General features: G+C 50.5%; 13 protein-coding genes and 1 pseudogene. 9 read left to right on the top strand and 5 right to left on the bottom strand.

The features are described 5' to 3' along the window. Nucleotides 1-297 precede the first annotated feature (297 nt). The gene (locus MPL1_RS07915; RefSeq protein ID WP_009726609.1) at nt 298-1,620 is read left to right on the top strand and encodes an MFS transporter; all 1,323 of its coding nucleotides are present in this window, start codon (nt 298-300) and stop codon (nt 1,618-1,620) included. Between the two features lies 1 nt (nt 1,621). On the opposite strand, the gene MPL1_RS07910 is transcribed toward MPL1_RS07915, so the two are convergent. From MPL1_RS07910 to icd, 4 genes are all read right to left on the bottom strand, one after another. After that, a complete protein-coding gene (locus MPL1_RS07910) occupies nt 1,622-2,917 on the bottom strand; it encodes an erythromycin esterase family protein (protein WP_009726608.1) in 1,296 nt (431 codons plus the stop codon). A 119-nt stretch (nt 2,918-3,036) separates the two neighbouring features. Next, nucleotides 3,037-3,939, bottom strand: coding sequence for a D-hexose-6-phosphate mutarotase (locus MPL1_RS07905; protein ID WP_040577014.1), 903 nt, complete (start codon nt 3,937-3,939; stop codon nt 3,037-3,039). Between the two features lie 65 nt (nt 3,940-4,004). Next, on the bottom strand, nt 4,005-4,487 hold the full coding sequence (locus MPL1_RS07900) for an FKBP-type peptidyl-prolyl cis-trans isomerase (protein WP_009726606.1): 483 nt from the start codon (nt 4,485-4,487) through the stop codon (nt 4,005-4,007). A 50-nt stretch (nt 4,488-4,537) separates the two neighbouring features. Further along, complete coding sequence (gene icd, locus MPL1_RS07895; protein ID WP_009726605.1) at nt 4,538-5,749, bottom strand: NADP-dependent isocitrate dehydrogenase; 1,212 nt, start codon at nt 5,747-5,749, stop codon at nt 4,538-4,540. A 57-nt stretch (nt 5,750-5,806) separates the two neighbouring features. Between icd and MPL1_RS07890 the strand changes: the two genes are divergently transcribed. The 4 genes and pseudogenes from MPL1_RS07890 to hflD all read left to right on the top strand — a co-directional run bounded on the left by MPL1_RS07890 (nt 5,807) and on the right by hflD (nt 8,533). Continuing rightward, on the top strand, nt 5,807-6,508 hold the full coding sequence (locus tag MPL1_RS07890; protein ID WP_009726604.1) for a pseudouridine synthase: 702 nt from the start codon (nt 5,807-5,809) through the stop codon (nt 6,506-6,508). Beyond that, a complete protein-coding gene (locus MPL1_RS07885) occupies nt 6,429-6,806 on the top strand; it encodes an NUDIX hydrolase (protein ID WP_152417621.1) in 378 nt (125 codons plus the stop codon). The genes MPL1_RS07890 and MPL1_RS07885 overlap by 80 nt, the downstream gene beginning before the upstream one ends. A gap of 2 nt (nt 6,807-6,808) precedes the next feature. After that, nucleotides 6,809-7,913 (top strand): annotated as a pseudogene (gene mnmA, locus MPL1_RS07880) (tRNA 2-thiouridine(34) synthase MnmA). Then, on the top strand, nt 7,910-8,533 hold the full coding sequence (gene hflD, locus MPL1_RS07875; protein WP_009726602.1) for a high frequency lysogenization protein HflD: 624 nt from the start codon (nt 7,910-7,912) through the stop codon (nt 8,531-8,533). Before mnmA ends, hflD begins: the two are co-directional and overlap by 4 nt. A gap of 958 nt (nt 8,534-9,491) precedes the next feature. On the opposite strand, the gene acnB is transcribed toward hflD, so the two are convergent. Further along, the gene (gene acnB / locus MPL1_RS07870; protein ID WP_009726601.1) at nt 9,492-12,026 is read right to left on the bottom strand and encodes a bifunctional aconitate hydratase 2/2-methylisocitrate dehydratase; all 2,535 of its coding nucleotides are present in this window, start codon (nt 12,024-12,026) and stop codon (nt 9,492-9,494) included. Nucleotides 12,027-12,157: 131 nt separating this feature from the next. Between acnB and purB the strand changes: the two genes are divergently transcribed. The 4 genes from purB to MPL1_RS07850 form a co-directional block, all read left to right on the top strand. Then, nucleotides 12,158-13,525 carry an adenylosuccinate lyase gene (gene purB / locus MPL1_RS07865; RefSeq protein ID WP_009726600.1) on the top strand — a complete coding sequence of 456 codons (1,368 nt, stop codon included), beginning with the start codon at nt 12,158-12,160 and terminating at the stop codon, nt 13,523-13,525. A 1-nt stretch (nt 13,526) separates the two neighbouring features. Next, nucleotides 13,527-14,027, top strand: coding sequence for a DUF7931 domain-containing protein (locus MPL1_RS07860; protein WP_009726599.1), 501 nt, complete (start codon nt 13,527-13,529; stop codon nt 14,025-14,027). A gap of 11 nt (nt 14,028-14,038) precedes the next feature. Beyond that, complete coding sequence (locus MPL1_RS07855) at nt 14,039-14,818, top strand: hypothetical protein (protein WP_235045555.1); 780 nt, start codon at nt 14,039-14,041, stop codon at nt 14,816-14,818. A gap of 21 nt (nt 14,819-14,839) precedes the next feature. Further along, nucleotides 14,840-15,406, top strand: a 567-nt coding sequence (locus MPL1_RS07850) for a nitroreductase family protein (protein WP_009726597.1), incomplete at its 3' end; no start/stop codon positions are given.

The raw sequence follows: 15,406 nt of genomic DNA, 5'->3' as shown, positions 1-15,406 counted from the left end.
AGCCAACTTAGAATCAAGGGGTCAGCCAACTTGATCTCCACCAGAAGCGCCGTGACATGTTTGATGAATTTCATTGAACAGTCCTTGGTTGTTGTCGAAATGAAAAATCAAAGGCTCAGACTGAATTGATTGACGCTTAGTCGTCCCTGCATTCCCTTGGTTTTTCAGCAACCTTAAATGCAATTGGCTGATGAGACAAGGTTATCGTCGGACAGGTAGACGCTGGGCTGCCCGGCTCCGCCCAAGTTAACGTACTTTGATGCTATAGTCGGCATTTTTCTGATATCCAAGATAACCATGAGCCAGGCACGCGCTGACAAGAAGGAAATCTTTGGCTGGGCAATGTTCGACTTTGCCAATCAGGCCTATACCTTGCTGATTATCACCGTGGTATTTGGTGATTTGTTTACCCGAGTGATTGTCGGTGATGCCGAGACTGGCTATCGGCTGGGTAATTTATTGTGGAGTTTGTCGCTGGCAGCCGGTTATCTGCTGGTGGTATTGACCGCACCGTTTTTTGGCGCGGTGATGGATTTGACGGCGCGGCGCAAACTGTTTTTGTTTGCCAGTTATTTGGTGACGGTGGTGGCCACAGCGCTGCTGTATTTTGTTGCACCCGGCTACATTTTGCTGGGCATGTTGCTGATTGTGGTCTCCAACTATGCTTATTCAATCGGCGAATCATTTATTGCCAGCTTTTTGCCTGACTTGGGGCCACCGGAAGATCTCGGCAAAATATCCGGTTTTGGTTGGGCTTTGGGCTATGTTGGTGGTTTGGTCGCTACCGGTCTGGCCTTGCTGTTTCTCGGTGAAGTCAGTCAGGAAAACTTTGACAATGTCCGCTGGGTTGGGCCGTTTGCTGCCGGCTTCTTTTTGCTGGCTGCCATTCCGACGTTTATCTGGCTGAAAGAGCGTGGCACTGCCAGCCATCACCGTAACAGCAGCATTTGGCAACAAGGCCGACAACGACTGGAAGGCAGCCTGAAGCATCTGCGAGGTTATCAGGATTTAAGCACCTTTCTGGTATCGGCTTTGCTGGCCATGTCGGGCATTTACATCATTATCGCCTTTACCTTTATCTACGGCGCGCAGGTGGTGCAGTGGGATGAAAAAATGCGGGTGCTGACCTTTATCACGGTGCAGGTCACGGCGACGCTGGGCGCGGTATTCTTTGGCTGGGCAGAGGATCGTCAGGGCAGTCAATTTACCTATCAATTTACCCTGCTGTTCTGGATTGCTGCGGTATTACTGATCTGGCAGACACCGAATATTACATTGTGGATCAATGCATTGGGCTATGAGGCTGAACGTCAGGATATATTTCTGGTGGTGGCTGTGGCGGCGGGCTTATGTCTGGGTGCCACGCAATCGGCCAGTCGTGCCATTGTTGGCAAGCTGACACCACTGCCCCGCGCTGCTGAGTTTTTTGGCTTTTGGGGGCTGTCACACAAACTGGCCGCCATTATTGGGCTGGTCGGCGTTGGTTTGATGCAGGCATTAGTCGGTTTGCAAAACGCCATTTTGCTGTGCGCGGTGTTTTTTGCACTGGCCTTTGCGGTTTGTCTGAAAGTTAACTTGAGCCGTGGTCAGGAAAAAGCGCGTAATTATTCCGCTGATTAAATCATTCCAGAAAGGTCAGCGGTCGCGTATCCCGAAAAAATACAAAGCCATCATAACGAGCTGGCAGCACCGTCATATCGTAGTTTCTTGATTCATCACTCGGATCATAGGTGACACCAATACCGCGATGAGGCATTGGATTTTGCAGATTGGCAGCCAGCTTTTCATCAAAGCGCACCCATAGTTGCGGCAGCTCGAAATTATTCAGCATGGCTTCCCAGCTATCTGTGCGAGGCATTGGAATATTCATTACCTGCATCTCAGCTTCCCAGCTCAGAGCTGCCAGCACTTCACCCTGATAGGTGCCCATTCCCAGCGCATAACTGGCATCTTTACCAAGCTGTTCGCGAGCCAGTTGACCGATATTGATAAGACCATGTCGCGCCATTTCGGTCGCTCGGGCATCGCCAATATGGGTGTTATGCGCCCAAACAATGCCTCGACTGTTTTCGCCATAAAAGTCCATTAAGCGCTGTGTCGTGACATAAAAGTGATTGGCACGGCGATTCCAGGATAAAGCGCCTCCCTCAAGTTCACCGCGATAATGCCATTCGGCATGTTTGACGACCAGCGCCGCTTGTTCAGCACGAAAATCTTGCCAGTTGTCTGGATCAAAGCCCTCTCGCTGCTGAATCATGTTCAGCACCTGATCAATTTCATCGCCACAATGCTGGCGACTTTGCCAGACAGACTCGAGATAGTCATTGATAGAATCGTGTTGATACTTGCACTGGTACAAGGCGGCGACTTCAACCGCTTCGCGCGGTGAAAATGCCTCAAAATAAGCCACAACATCCTGCGCCGCCAGCTCATCGGCATACACATCAATGCCATAAATACCAACTCTTTCGGCAGCAGGTAAATCACGATTGTAGTCACGTAACCAGCGAATTAATGCCTGTGTCTCGGCATTACGCCACATCCATTGGGGCCAACGCTGTAAATGATTCATTGCCGCTTCGAGTGTTTGCGGGCCATCGGCATCATGTTTGACATAAAGATTGAGCTGAACGATGGATGCCCAGTCACCTTCTACCGCGACAAAGTCAAAGCCGTGATCTTCAATAAGTGACTGGGTAATTGCCGCCCGCTTTTCGTAAAACTCGGCGGTGCCGTGCGTCGACTCACCTAGCAATACCAGTCGTTTGTCTGCCATATCGCTGAGGATGGGCTGAAAATCTTCAATCGTCTCAAAGCCACTGATCTGCTGACTCAATGCACCGCCGAAAGCCGTCACCGACATCAGCGAGATCAATGCAAACATCAGATGACTGATAGGTTTTGATAACTTGATCATGGTCGCTCCTGTTAAGTGGATCGCCTGAGTTACCTTGTAAGCCTACGTGACTGCCGGTGTGATGTTAAGTGCTGAGCGGTTGAACCATTTGATGCAAAAGGTAGCTGGTGTGCCTGAAATCAATCGCGCGACATCAACCAGTATTCAGCCATCAATGTGTGGCTTTGGCCCGGTGCAAGGCGAATGCTATCGCCTGCCGCATTGGCGGTTTCGACACAGACAAAGGTTTTATAGGCATCGTCGGCCATATCAGCAAGCTGACTGGCTTTGTGCCAGGGATTCCAGACAACGGTGGTTTCCGAGCCATGACTTTCAACGACAATGCGCCGATTCAGCGCGGCATCTTCAATGAACAGTTGTTCTGGAGAATGCAGATAAACCCGATCCGTTTCATTTTTAAACCAGACATGATCATGCTGTAGTTTTTCATGAAAGCTGTCGGTCTTATCAAGATAATGATAATTATCCAGCCCTCGCAGCCAAACTTGCTCAATGTCGCCAACCTGGAAATAGGTATGCAAAGCCTGAGAAATCACGAAGGTTTCTTGATCACAGTTTTCAGTGGTCAAGGAAATTTTCAGCGTTTTGCCAATTTGGATCTCAATGCTCAGTTTGAAAGCCGAGTGCCAGTACTGCTGGAAATCCTCGCTGTTTGGCAATGACATCGAGATGGTGATCTGATCCTCATCATCCAGCTTCACAGCGTTGACTTGCCACACCCGATTGCGAGCAAAACCATGCGCAGGACGGCCTCTTCCGGTTGGATCATCACCAAACCATGGCCAGCACAGCGGTACACCACCTCGAATCGCTTTGCCGTTGCCATATTGTGACTGCGGACTGAGAAACAACATGTCCTGTTCGGCATCATGAGGTTGATAACCCAGTATCTGGGCACCGTAGGTACTGATTGCGGCTTTGGCGTGACGAGTGGTGGCTTCGATCATGATGCAGGCTTCAGGGCCTTCGACAAAACGTAATTTGCCATCGATAGCAAACTGGGCGTTGAGTTGCTGTATCAATTTCGCCGCCTCAAACGAAAAGACGGGCGATGCGCCCGTCTCGTGCGAATGTGACTGTTGAGCCATTAATGGTGTACACCGCCTTCACCGTGAACATGTCCGTGTTCGAGTTCTTCTGCTGTGGCTTCACGTACTTCACGAATATCAACATCGAAATTCAATTCAACACCTGCCAGAGGATGGTTGCCATCAACGGTGATTGTTGTTTCAGACACTTCAACCACGGTCACCAATACTGGACCTTGATCAGTTTCTGACTGGAACTGCATGCCAACTTCGACTTTTTCAACGCCGCTGAACAGTTCTGCAGGCACTTCCTGCTTCAGTGCTTCGTGGCGTTCGCCATAGGCATTTTCAGGCGCAATTTTAGCAGTGACCTTATCACCGGCCGCTTTACCGATCAGCGCGTCTTCCAGGCCGGGAATAATATTGCCGGCACCGTGCAGGTAAGCCAGAGGACCCGCGCCTTCGCTGCTGTCGATTACAGTGCCTTCATTGTTGGTGAGTGTGTAGTCAATGACGACTACTGTATTGTCTGCAACTTTCATTAAAGCTCCTTACATGTTTTGGATAACAGCTGCAGCATAATCACTACAACTCAGGCATCGACGCCAACTGCATCAGCCAGATCGCAGGTCACTTTTGACGCTGAAATCGCGCCGGAGACGCCTGCAACGACCAAATCGGCCGCTTCGAACCAGCCAAGATGCCGTAACAGCATTTCAGCAGAGAGGATCAATGATGACGGATTTGCCATGTTTTTTCCAGCCAACGCCGGCGCAGTACCGTGAGTGGCTTCGAACATCGCAACAGCATCTGACAGGTTAGCGCCGGGTGAAATACCGATACCACCGACCTGCGCAGCCAGTGCGTCGGAAATGTAGTCACCGTTCAGATTTAATGTCGCCACCACATCGTAATGTGTTGGATGCAAAAGAATTTCTTGCAGGAAAGCATCAGCAATCGAGTCTTTGATAATGATTTGTTTGCCGGTATTTGGATTGTTGAACGCTTTCCATGGGCCACCATCCAGCGGCTGGGCACCGAATTCAGCTTCAGCCAGATCATAGCCCCACTGTTTGAAAGCGCCCTCGGTGAACTTCATGATGTTGCCTTTGTGCACCAGCGTCACTGAGTCACGGTCATTGTCAATGGCGTATTGAATAGCTTTACGCACCAGACGCTCAGTACCTTCTTTGGAAACTGGTTTGATACCGATGCCTGAGCTCTCAGGAAAACGGATTTTGCTGACGCCCATTTCGTTTTGCAGAAAGCTGATGACTTTTTTGGCTTCAGCGCTGTCAGCTGACCACTCGATACCTGCATAGATGTCTTCGGAGTTTTCACGGAAAATCACCATGTCGATATCTTCAGGACGTTTCACCGGGCTCGGAGTACCTGGATAGTAACGAACCGGGCGCTGACAAACATACAAATCCAGGGTCTGACGCAGTGCAACATTCAACGAGCGAATGCCGCCACCGACTGGCGTCATCAATGGACCTTTGATTGAAACAGAAAACTCGCGCAGCGCATCGATGGTTTCTTCTGGCAGATAAGTGTCCGCACCATAAAGCTGCGTTGCCTTTTCACCGGCATAAACTTCCATCCAGGCGATTTTGCGTTCGTTGTTGTAAGCCTTGGCAACTGCAGCATCAATCACTGAAATCATCGCAGGTGTGATATCCACCCCGATGCCATCACCTTCGATAAAGGGCACGATTGGTTGTGCGGGGACATTCAGTGAATAATCGGCATTCACACCGATTGCCGCCCCTTGATTAGGGACTTTGATATGCTGATACGCCATCTGAGGCTCCTGTGATAAAAACGAGCATTTTACATTAACTGTGCCACTGAGATAACCATGCCGCGATTGCTTCTGCTGAATAAACCCTTTGATGTGCTGACGCAATTCACCGATGAACAGGGTCGCAGCACACTCAAGGACTATGTTGATCTGGTAGGTGTTTACCCGGCAGGTCGGCTCGATAGGGACAGTGAAGGACTGGTGTTGCTGACCGACGATGGTCAGCTACAACATCATATCAGCGATCCTCGGCACAAATTAACAAAAACCTATTGGGTACAGGTAGAAAACATCCCAGACGAAGCAGCGCTGGAAAAACTGCGCAAAGGCATTGAACTCAAGGATGGTAAAACCCGACCGGCACAGGCTCGCTTGATAGACGAGCCGGCCAACCTGTGGCCACGTACTCCCCCGGTCAGGTTCAGACAAGCCATTCCGACTCAGTGGCTGGAACTCAAAATCAGCGAAGGCAAAAATCGTCAGGTCAGACGCATGACAGCGGCGGTAGGCTTTCCAACCCTGAGATTAATTCGCTATGCCATAGGTCCGTGGACAATTGATGAACTTGCTCCGGGACAATGGCGCGCAGTTGCTGAAGATGACGTGTTAAAATGGTCGGATGATTTGGACTCCCAGAAGCACCGTCGCGGTGGTTATCGAAAAAAACCAGAAGTTTCTGATGGTCGAAGAGTTGATCAGGGGCGAAATGACGCTCAACCAGCCCGCCGGTCACCTCGAAGACAACGAAAGCCTGATTGAAGCGGCTATCCGTGAAACATTGGAAGAAACCGCCTGGCAGGTAGAAATTGAAGCTTTAACCGGCATTTATCGCTGGCGCCACCCAGCTTCGGGCGATACCTATTTACGGTTTTGTTTTAAAGGCAAACCGATACAGCAGCTGGATAGGTCTTTGGATGAAGATATTCATCAAGCTGTCTGGCTCAGTGCCGAAGAAATTCGGCAGCGTAGTGACCAACATCGCAGCCCGCTGGTTAATCAGTGTATCGATGATTATCTGGCTGGCCAGCACTATTCTCTTGATTTATTACATAACTGAAGATGTCGCCAAAACCTAAAGTAGTGGTCGGCTTGTCCGGCGGTGTGGATTCCTCTGTGGCCAGTTTGCTGCTCAAGCAGCAAGGCTATGAAGTCGAAGGCCTGTTTATGAAAAACTGGGTACGACTTTGCCGATGAGAGCGAGTGCACCATCGAGGATGATCGCAAAGATGCCCAATCGGTAGCCGCAAAAGTTGGCATTCCGTTTCACGAAGCCAACTTTGCCATGGAGTATTGGGACTTTGTATTCAAGCACTTTCTGGATGAATACAAAGCCGGTCGCACACCAAATCCTGACATTCTCTGTAACCGCGAAATCAAATTCAAAGCGTTTCTGGATCACGCCATGGAGTTAGGCGGCTATTTAATCGCCACCGGTCATTACGCCCGAGTGCGTGAAGTCAATGGCCAGTTCCAGTTGCTCAAAGGCCTTGATAATAAAAAAGACCAAAGCTACTTTCTCTACACGCTGGGCCAGGCACAACTGTCTCGCACCTTATTTCCGCTCGGTGAATTGCCCAAGACTGAAGTCAGAACCATTGCCGAACAGGCCGGTTTTGTCACGGCTGACAAAAAGGACAGCACCGGCATCTGCTTTATTGGCGAGCGTCGTTTCCGTGAGTTTCTAGGTCGCTACATTCCTGCGCAACCAGGAGAAATGTGTACTCCCGAAGGTAAAGTTATCGGCGAACACTCAGGTTTGATGTACTACACGCTGGGACAACGCCAGGGCTTGGGCATTGGTGGCCGTAAAGACAGTACCGGCGAACCCTGGTTTGTCGCTGGTAAAGATATGGAAAACCGTATTTTGTATGTCGTTCAGGGTGAACATGACTGGCTCTACAGTCACATGCTGTGGGCTGAGCAACTTTCGTGGGTAGCCGGAGCAGCCCCCGAATTACCCTGTCGCGCCGCAGCTAAAACCCGATATCGCCAGCCAGATCAGTCTTGTGTGATCGACCGTGATGAGGATGGCCGTATTCGCGTGACTTTTGATGAACGACAAAGAGCTGTGACACCAGGGCAATCCGTGGTGTTTTATCAGGATGATGTCTGTCTGGGCGGCGGCATCATTACAGAAACCGACGCACCGGGGATGCATCCATGAGTCAGTTTGAAGATCGGATTATTGCGCTTGCGGCCATGGCACAAGCGGTGACGCTGGTTCAGCAGGTGGCTGAAACAGGAAATGTTAATAATGATGAGTTGGAAACCCTGCTGAGTAGCCTTGTTAATGAGAATGCTCAAACGACAGCAGATCTCTACGGCGGACTCGATAAACTCCAGACCGGCTTCAAGCAACTGATACGGCATCTTGGTAAAGACAAACAGCAGCAGGACATGATGCTGCTTCGTTACATGATTGGCTTACTGCACCTTGAACGTAAACTGGCCAAGCATCCAGAAATGTTGCAAATGATCGGTCGTGAGATAGATCAGGTGCCACAACAAATCAGCTATTTCGGTGCCGTTTCTCATCCACAGGTAATTTCCAGATTTGCTGACATCTATCAACGTTCTATCAGCCAATTAACGCCACGAATACTGGTACAAGGCAAGGATGGTTTTCTTCAGCAGACCGAAAATGCGGATAAGGTTCGCGCGCTGCTGTTAAGTGGTATCCGCGCTGCCCTGCTCTGGTATCAAAAAGGCGGCCGGCGCTGGCATTTTATTTTTGGCGGCAGCAAGATGCTCAATACCGCACAGCTTATGCTGGAGCATCGTTAAGCGGCAATCACAATAAGTCGTCATTCCGGAAAACGCAAAGCCACATAACCCCGTCATTCCGGAAAACGTGCAGCCTTTGTCCGGAATCTCCGCACAGCCTCTGAGATTCCCGCATGCGCGGGAATGACGGAAGTTGATCGTCATTCCGGAAAACGCACAGCCACATAACCTCGTTATTCCGGAAAACGTGCAGCGTTTGTCCGGAGTCTCCGCACGGCCTCTGAGATTCCCGCATGCGCGGGAATGACGAAGGTCGGGCGCGGGAGTGACAATAAGTCGTCATTCCGGAAAACGCTCAGCGTTTGTCCGGAATCTCCGCACGGCCTCTGACAGATTCCCGCATGCGCGGGAATGACGGGTCTGGGACGTGGGAATGATGGGACTTGGGTGAGGGAATGACGGACGTTGATCGTCATTCCGGAAAACGCACAGCCACATAACCTCGTTATTCCGGAAAACGTGCAGCGTTTGTCCGGAGTCTCCGCACGGCCTCTGAGATTCCCGCATGCGCGGGAATGACGAAGGTCGGGCGCGGGAATGACGAAAGCTGGGCGCGGGAGTGACAATAAGTCGTCATTCCGGAAAACGCTCAGCGTTTGTCCGGAATCTCCGCACGGCCTCTGAGATTCCCGCATGCGCGGGAATGACGAAGGTCGGGCGCGGGAATGACGGGGCAACAGTATGTCATGCCGACCGCAGTAGAGGCATCTCGAAACCACCGCCAACAAGAAGCATCACTCGCTGAACACGTGTTTTGAGATCCCTCGACAAGCTCGGGATGACAGGAAGGTTATGCTCGGGATGTCAGGGATTTAGGCTCGCGAGGACAGCAGGGTTATGCTCCCAATTAAACAAATGTCATGTTTAGGATGCCAGGTTGTGTAGTAAGTATCCTGAATCTGAGGCACAAAAAAGGCCGCGGTGAAAATCAGCGCGGCCTTTTGCTTTTCCAGGAGGATTAACTGGCTTTTTGCCGGTATTCATCCATCTCATTGAAGTTGAGGTAGCGATAGATTTCTCCCGCCATCGGTTCAATGCCCGCGACCTTTTCCATGTATTCAGCAACTGTCGGAATACGTCCCATGCTGGCAACAACGGCCGCCAGTTCGGCTGATGATAAATAGACATCGGCACCATTACCCAAACGGTTCGGGAAGTTTCGTGTCGAGGTGGACACCACCGTAGCATTGTCAGCAACTCGTGCCTGATTACCCATACACAGGGAACAACCCGGTGTTTCGGTACGTGCTCCAACACGACCAAAGGTGCTGTAAATGCCCTCTTCGGTCAATTGGTGTTGGTCCATGCGGGTCGGAGGTGCAATCCACAGTTTGGTTGGCAGATTGCCCATATTTTCCAGCACTTTACCCGCCGCACGGTAATGTCCAATATTGGTCATGCACGAGCCGATAAACACTTCGTCAATATGAGCTCCGGCAACCGCTGACAGAGGTTTGATATCGTCAGGATCATTTGGACATGCCAGCAGTGGTTCTTTGATTTCATTCAGATCGATCTCGATCACTGCGGCGTACTCGGCGTCAGCATCCGGTTCAAGCAATTGCGGATCTTCGAGCCAGGCTTTCATTGCATCAATACGTCGCTGTAGTGTCCGTGCATCTTGATAACCCTCGGCAATCATCCATTCCATCAGGGAAATATTGGAGTTGAGGAATTCAATGATCGGCTCTTTGCTGAGGCGAACTGTACAACCGTTGGCACTGCGCTCAGCCGAAGCATCAGAAAGTTCAAATGCCTGCTCCACTTTCAAATCGGGCAGACCTTCAATTTCCAGCACCCGGCCGTTAAAGATATTTTTCTTACCTTTCTTCTCAACGGTCAGCAAACCTTGCTGAATGGCGACATAAGGAATGGCATTCACCAGATCACGCAAGGTGATGCCGGGCTGCATTTCGCCTTTAAAACGGACCAGCACTGATTCAGGCATATCCAGTGGCATCACACCTAACGCCGCACCAAAAGCCACCAGACCCGAGCCCGCAGGGAAACTGATACCAATCGGGAAACGGGTGTGAGAATCGCCGCCGGTACCTACGGTATCAGGCAGGATCATCCGGTTCAGCCAGGAGTGAATAACACCATCACCCGGTCGCAGTGAAACACCGCCACGTGTGCTGATGAACTCTGGCAATTCGTGCTGCAACTTGATGTCGACCGGCTTCGGGTAGGCCGCAGTGTGGCAGAACGACTGCATCACCAAATCGGCCGAAAAGCCCAGGCAAGCCAGCTCTTTGAGTTCATCACGGGTCATTGCACCGGTTGTATCTTGTGAACCGACCGTGGTGACTTTGGGTTCACAGTAACTGCCAGGACGGACGCCCTGAACACCACAGGCACGACCGACCATTTTCTGAGCCAGCGTAAAGCCTTTGTCACTATGCACAGGTTCAACCGGTCGTTTGAATACGCTTGATGCAGGCATGCCCAGTGATTCACGCGCCTTGTCTGTCAAGCCACGGCCAATGATCAGCGGAATTCGTCCTCCAGCACGTACTTCGTCTGGCAGTGTGGTTGGCTTAAGGCTAAATTCTGAAATCACCTCACCCGCTTCATTCAGAATTTTGCCTTCATACGGCAGGATAGTGATGACATCACCACTCTCCATGTGCTGGACGTCACATTCAATCGGCAAAGCACCCGAGTCTTCGGCTGTGTTGAAAAAGATCGGTGCGATATTGTTGCCAAGGATGACTCCACCTTGACGCTTGTTAGGCACATAGGGAATGTCATGACCGAGGTGCCATAACACTGAGTTGATAGCTGATTTACGTGATGAACCCGTGCCAACCACATCACCGACATAGGCCAGCGGGTGACCTTTTTCTTTGAGTGTGTTGATAAGCTCCAATGCCTCCGGCATTTTCGACTGCAACATGGCTTTGGCATGCAGCGGAATATCCGGACGGCTCCAGGCTTCTGTTGCTGGAGACAGATCATCTGTGTTGGTTTCACCCGGAACTTTTAGAACCGTGACAGTCAGTTTTTCAGGCAATGCTGCTTTATCGAGGAACCATTCAGCTTCAGCCCATGACTGCAGGACGCGTTTTGCGTGTGGATTAGTGGCGGCTTTCTCAACCACATCGTGATAAGCATCGTAAACCATCAGCGTGCGTGACAATGCCGTTGCTGCAGCGTCAGCCGTGACAGCGTTATCAAGTGACTCAATCAAGGGCTGGATGTTGTAGCCGCCCATCATAGTGCCCAACAACTCGGTGGCGTAAACCGGATCGATCAACTGGCAATTCGCCTGGCCTTTAGCGACATCGGCAAGGAAGGCTGCTTTGACATAAGCAGCCTCATCAACACCGGGTGGAACACGATGAATAAGCAAATCCAGAAGCTGAGCATTATCCTCGGCATTTGCCGTTTTCAGCGAAGCAACGATCTCCGACACCTGTTTTGCATCCAGAGGTAGAGGTGGTAATCCTTGTTGCGCTCTTTCGTCAACGTGTTTTTGATAGTCTTTAAGCACGAATTTGGCTCCCGGGGGTTAGTTCAAGATACCGCTATATTTTAGCGCAAAACCAACAATCTCGCCGAATCAATATAGTGCTTTCTGCTATAATTCCTGCAATTTACAATCCGATATTCGATGGAGATTTCATGGAGCTGACTGCACTGACCGCTATTTCACCTGTGGATGGCCGGTATGCCGATAAAACCAAAGCCCTGCGCGAGCATTTCAGTGAGTATGGCCTGCTGCGAGCCAGAGTTGAAGTAGAGCTTCGCTGGCTGCATCTGCTCGGCAATAACGCTGCTATCAGTGAAGTCCCCAAACTCAGTGCAGAAGCCGAAAAATTTCTCGACAAGATGGTCAACGAGTTCTCTGTGGAAGACGCCCAGGCGATCAAAGACATCGAACGAACCACTAACCATGATGTTAAGGCAGTTGAGTATTTCATCAAAGACAAATTCAAAGCCAATGCTGAGCTGAACAAAGTCAGTGAGTTTGTCCACTTTGCCTGCACCTCGGAAGATATCAACAACACCGCCTACGGCATCATGTTGAAGAACGCACGCGAACAGGTCATCCTGCCGGAAATCGACACAATCATTGCAACCCTGCGCAATATGGCTCATCAACATGCGGCCACTCCAATGATGTCTCGCACACATGGACAACCAGCGTCTCCTACTACACTTGGTAAAGAAATCGCCAATGTGGTTCAACGTCTGGAATTACAACGCACGCACATCGCCGCAGTCCTGCTGTACGGCAAAATGAATGGTGCGGTTGGCAACTACAATGCCCATCTCTCCGCCTACCCTGATGTTGACTGGCAAATGATGGCACATGCCTTTGTCACAGAACTTGGGCTGCGCTGGAACAAATTCACCACACAGATTGAACCGCATGACTATATGGCTGAACTGTTCCAAGCGATGATTCGCTTCAACACAGTGCTTATCGACTTCTGCCGTGATGTCTGGAGCTATATCTCTATCGGCTATTTCAAACAAAAAACTGTCAAGGGTGAAATCGGCTCATCGACAATGCCGCACAAGGTTAATCCGATTGACTTTGAAAATGCCGAAGGCAATCTGGGCATTGCAAATGCCGTGTTTGATCATCTGGCTATGAAACTCCCGATTTCACGCTGGCAGCGCGATCTGACTGACTCAACGGTACTGCGCAACCTAGGCGTCGGTTTTGCTCACTCGCTGCTCGCTTACAGCTCTGCCTTGAAAGGTATCGGCAAACTGGAGGCCAACCCACAGGCCATGCTTGATGATCTGGATGCCAACTGGGAACTGCTGGCGGAACCGATTCAAACGGTTATGCGTCGTTACGGCATCGAAAACCCATACGAAAAGCTCAAGGAACTGACTCGCGGTCAACGTGTGAACAAACAGATCATGCAAGACTTTATTGACGGACTGGAATTACCAGAAGAAGCCAAACAGTCGCTCAAGGCCATGACACCTGCAACATACATCGGTAACGCAATACAACAGGTAGAAAACAGCTAGTATGAGCGAGAGTGGCCATCAGGATTCTGAAATCATCCAGTTTGATAGCAAACAGGATGCTGCCGAACTGGCTCTGGAACTCGCTCAGTTGGCAAAACGAGAAATCTGTTTTTTTGGCAGCAATATCGACCCGGTGCTGTTCGATTCGGTCGCCATGGCAATGGTGGTCAAGGATTTCCTGCGCAGCAGCGCCAAATGCCAGTTGAAGATGGTCGTTCACGACACACGTCAGAACATTGCTCAAAGCCACCGGCTACTGCCATTGTTTGAAAAAATGAGTAGCCGCTGCGACTTACGCCAAACAGATGAGCAACATCAGGATCAGCAAGATTTTTTCATGTTGGTGGATAACAAGGCATGGTTGCATTGTCATAGCCATGGTCGCTATGCGGGACGCGCTTCAATGAACGAACCAACGCATGGCAGACTACTCAGTCAACGGTTCGAGCAGTTGTTCAATCATGGCAGCCCGGACATGCATAGCAGGCGCTTGCACATATGATGCGATTTCTGATGATTTGCCTTTTACTGCTGAGTCCACTGGCTCAGGCAGATGTTCGCATTGACACCATCGAACTCAAACATCGCCCGGCATCAGAGGTGGCAGGAAAAATAGCCGCTGTGTTGCCAGATCACGCCAGTGTCGAAGCGCATGGCAACTTGCTGATTTTGCGTGCTGATCAAGTCACACTGCTGGATATGCGGGAGCTGGTTCAGCAACTTGATACTCCGCTTCAAAATCTCCGTATTACCCTGCTTCGCACTCATCAGCAACTTGGCGAACTTGCCGGTGGCACTGATCAAGCGCGTATTGAATATGATGAACAACTGAATGCACGTATTCGTTCCAACCGCTGGTCAACGCAACAAGCCCGCGATACTGATGAACGCTATCAGGTACGCACGCTCTCCGGTCAGCCAGTCAGCTTGATGATTGGTCAAGATGTTCCCTTGGAACAAGAAACGATTTATCTACACGGCAGCGGCGTGATCGGTATTGGACAAACTACTGAATTCATTGCGCTCGACAAAGGTTTTCAAGCGGTTGCCAACGTCCTTGGCAATGGGCAGGTACAAATTGACATTCACCCGGCATTTGCCGATTTACAGACTCGGAGCGGCGTGATTGATAGAAGCGCCATGCTGACTTCTGTCAGTGGCCCTCTGGGTGAATGGATAGCCATTGGTCACGTTGCTGAGCAAACTCAGCAAAACCAAAATGGACATAAGCGTTATCGCAGTCAACTCGAACAGCAGCAATGGCTGTACCTTCGTGTTGAACTGCAACCCTGAAATCAAGTCAACTGAGAGTTCATGAATACCAAAGAAGCCATTCAAACACGTCGTTCAGTCAAACATTACGACCCATCACACAAAATGACCGAAGCTGAAGTCCGAGAATTGATGGAGCATGCCATCCTCTCGCCAACAGCTTTTAATCTGCAACATTGGCGCTTTATCAGCATCGACAGCCCTGAGAAACGCCAAGCCGTTTTTGAAGCCAGCTGGGGACAGACTCAGGTGCGTGATGCATCACTTGTATTGGTTCTGTGTGCAGACCTGAATGCCTGGGAAAAAGATCCTGCACGGTACTGGCGTAACGCGCCGCAGCGTGTTCAGGACTTCATGCTGCCAGCCATTGAAAATTACTATACCAACCATCATCAAGCACAGCGTGATGAGTGCGTGCGTTCAGCCAGCATTGCCGCAACAACGATTATGTTGATGGCGAAAGAGATGGGATATGACAGCTGCCCGATGGATGGTTTCGACTTTGATCAGGTCGCCAAATTGATTGATCTACCACATGATCACATCATCGTGCTGATCACCATTGGTAAAAAGCTTGAAGATGCTAACCCACGTGCAGGACAACTGCCC

This window comes from Methylophaga lonarensis MPL, from assembly GCF_000349205.1.
Classification (GTDB): domain Bacteria; phylum Pseudomonadota; class Gammaproteobacteria; order Nitrosococcales; family Methylophagaceae; genus Methylophaga; species Methylophaga lonarensis.
Note: the sequence above shows the minus strand (reverse complement) of the source record. Positions and strands in the feature narration are given on the sequence as shown.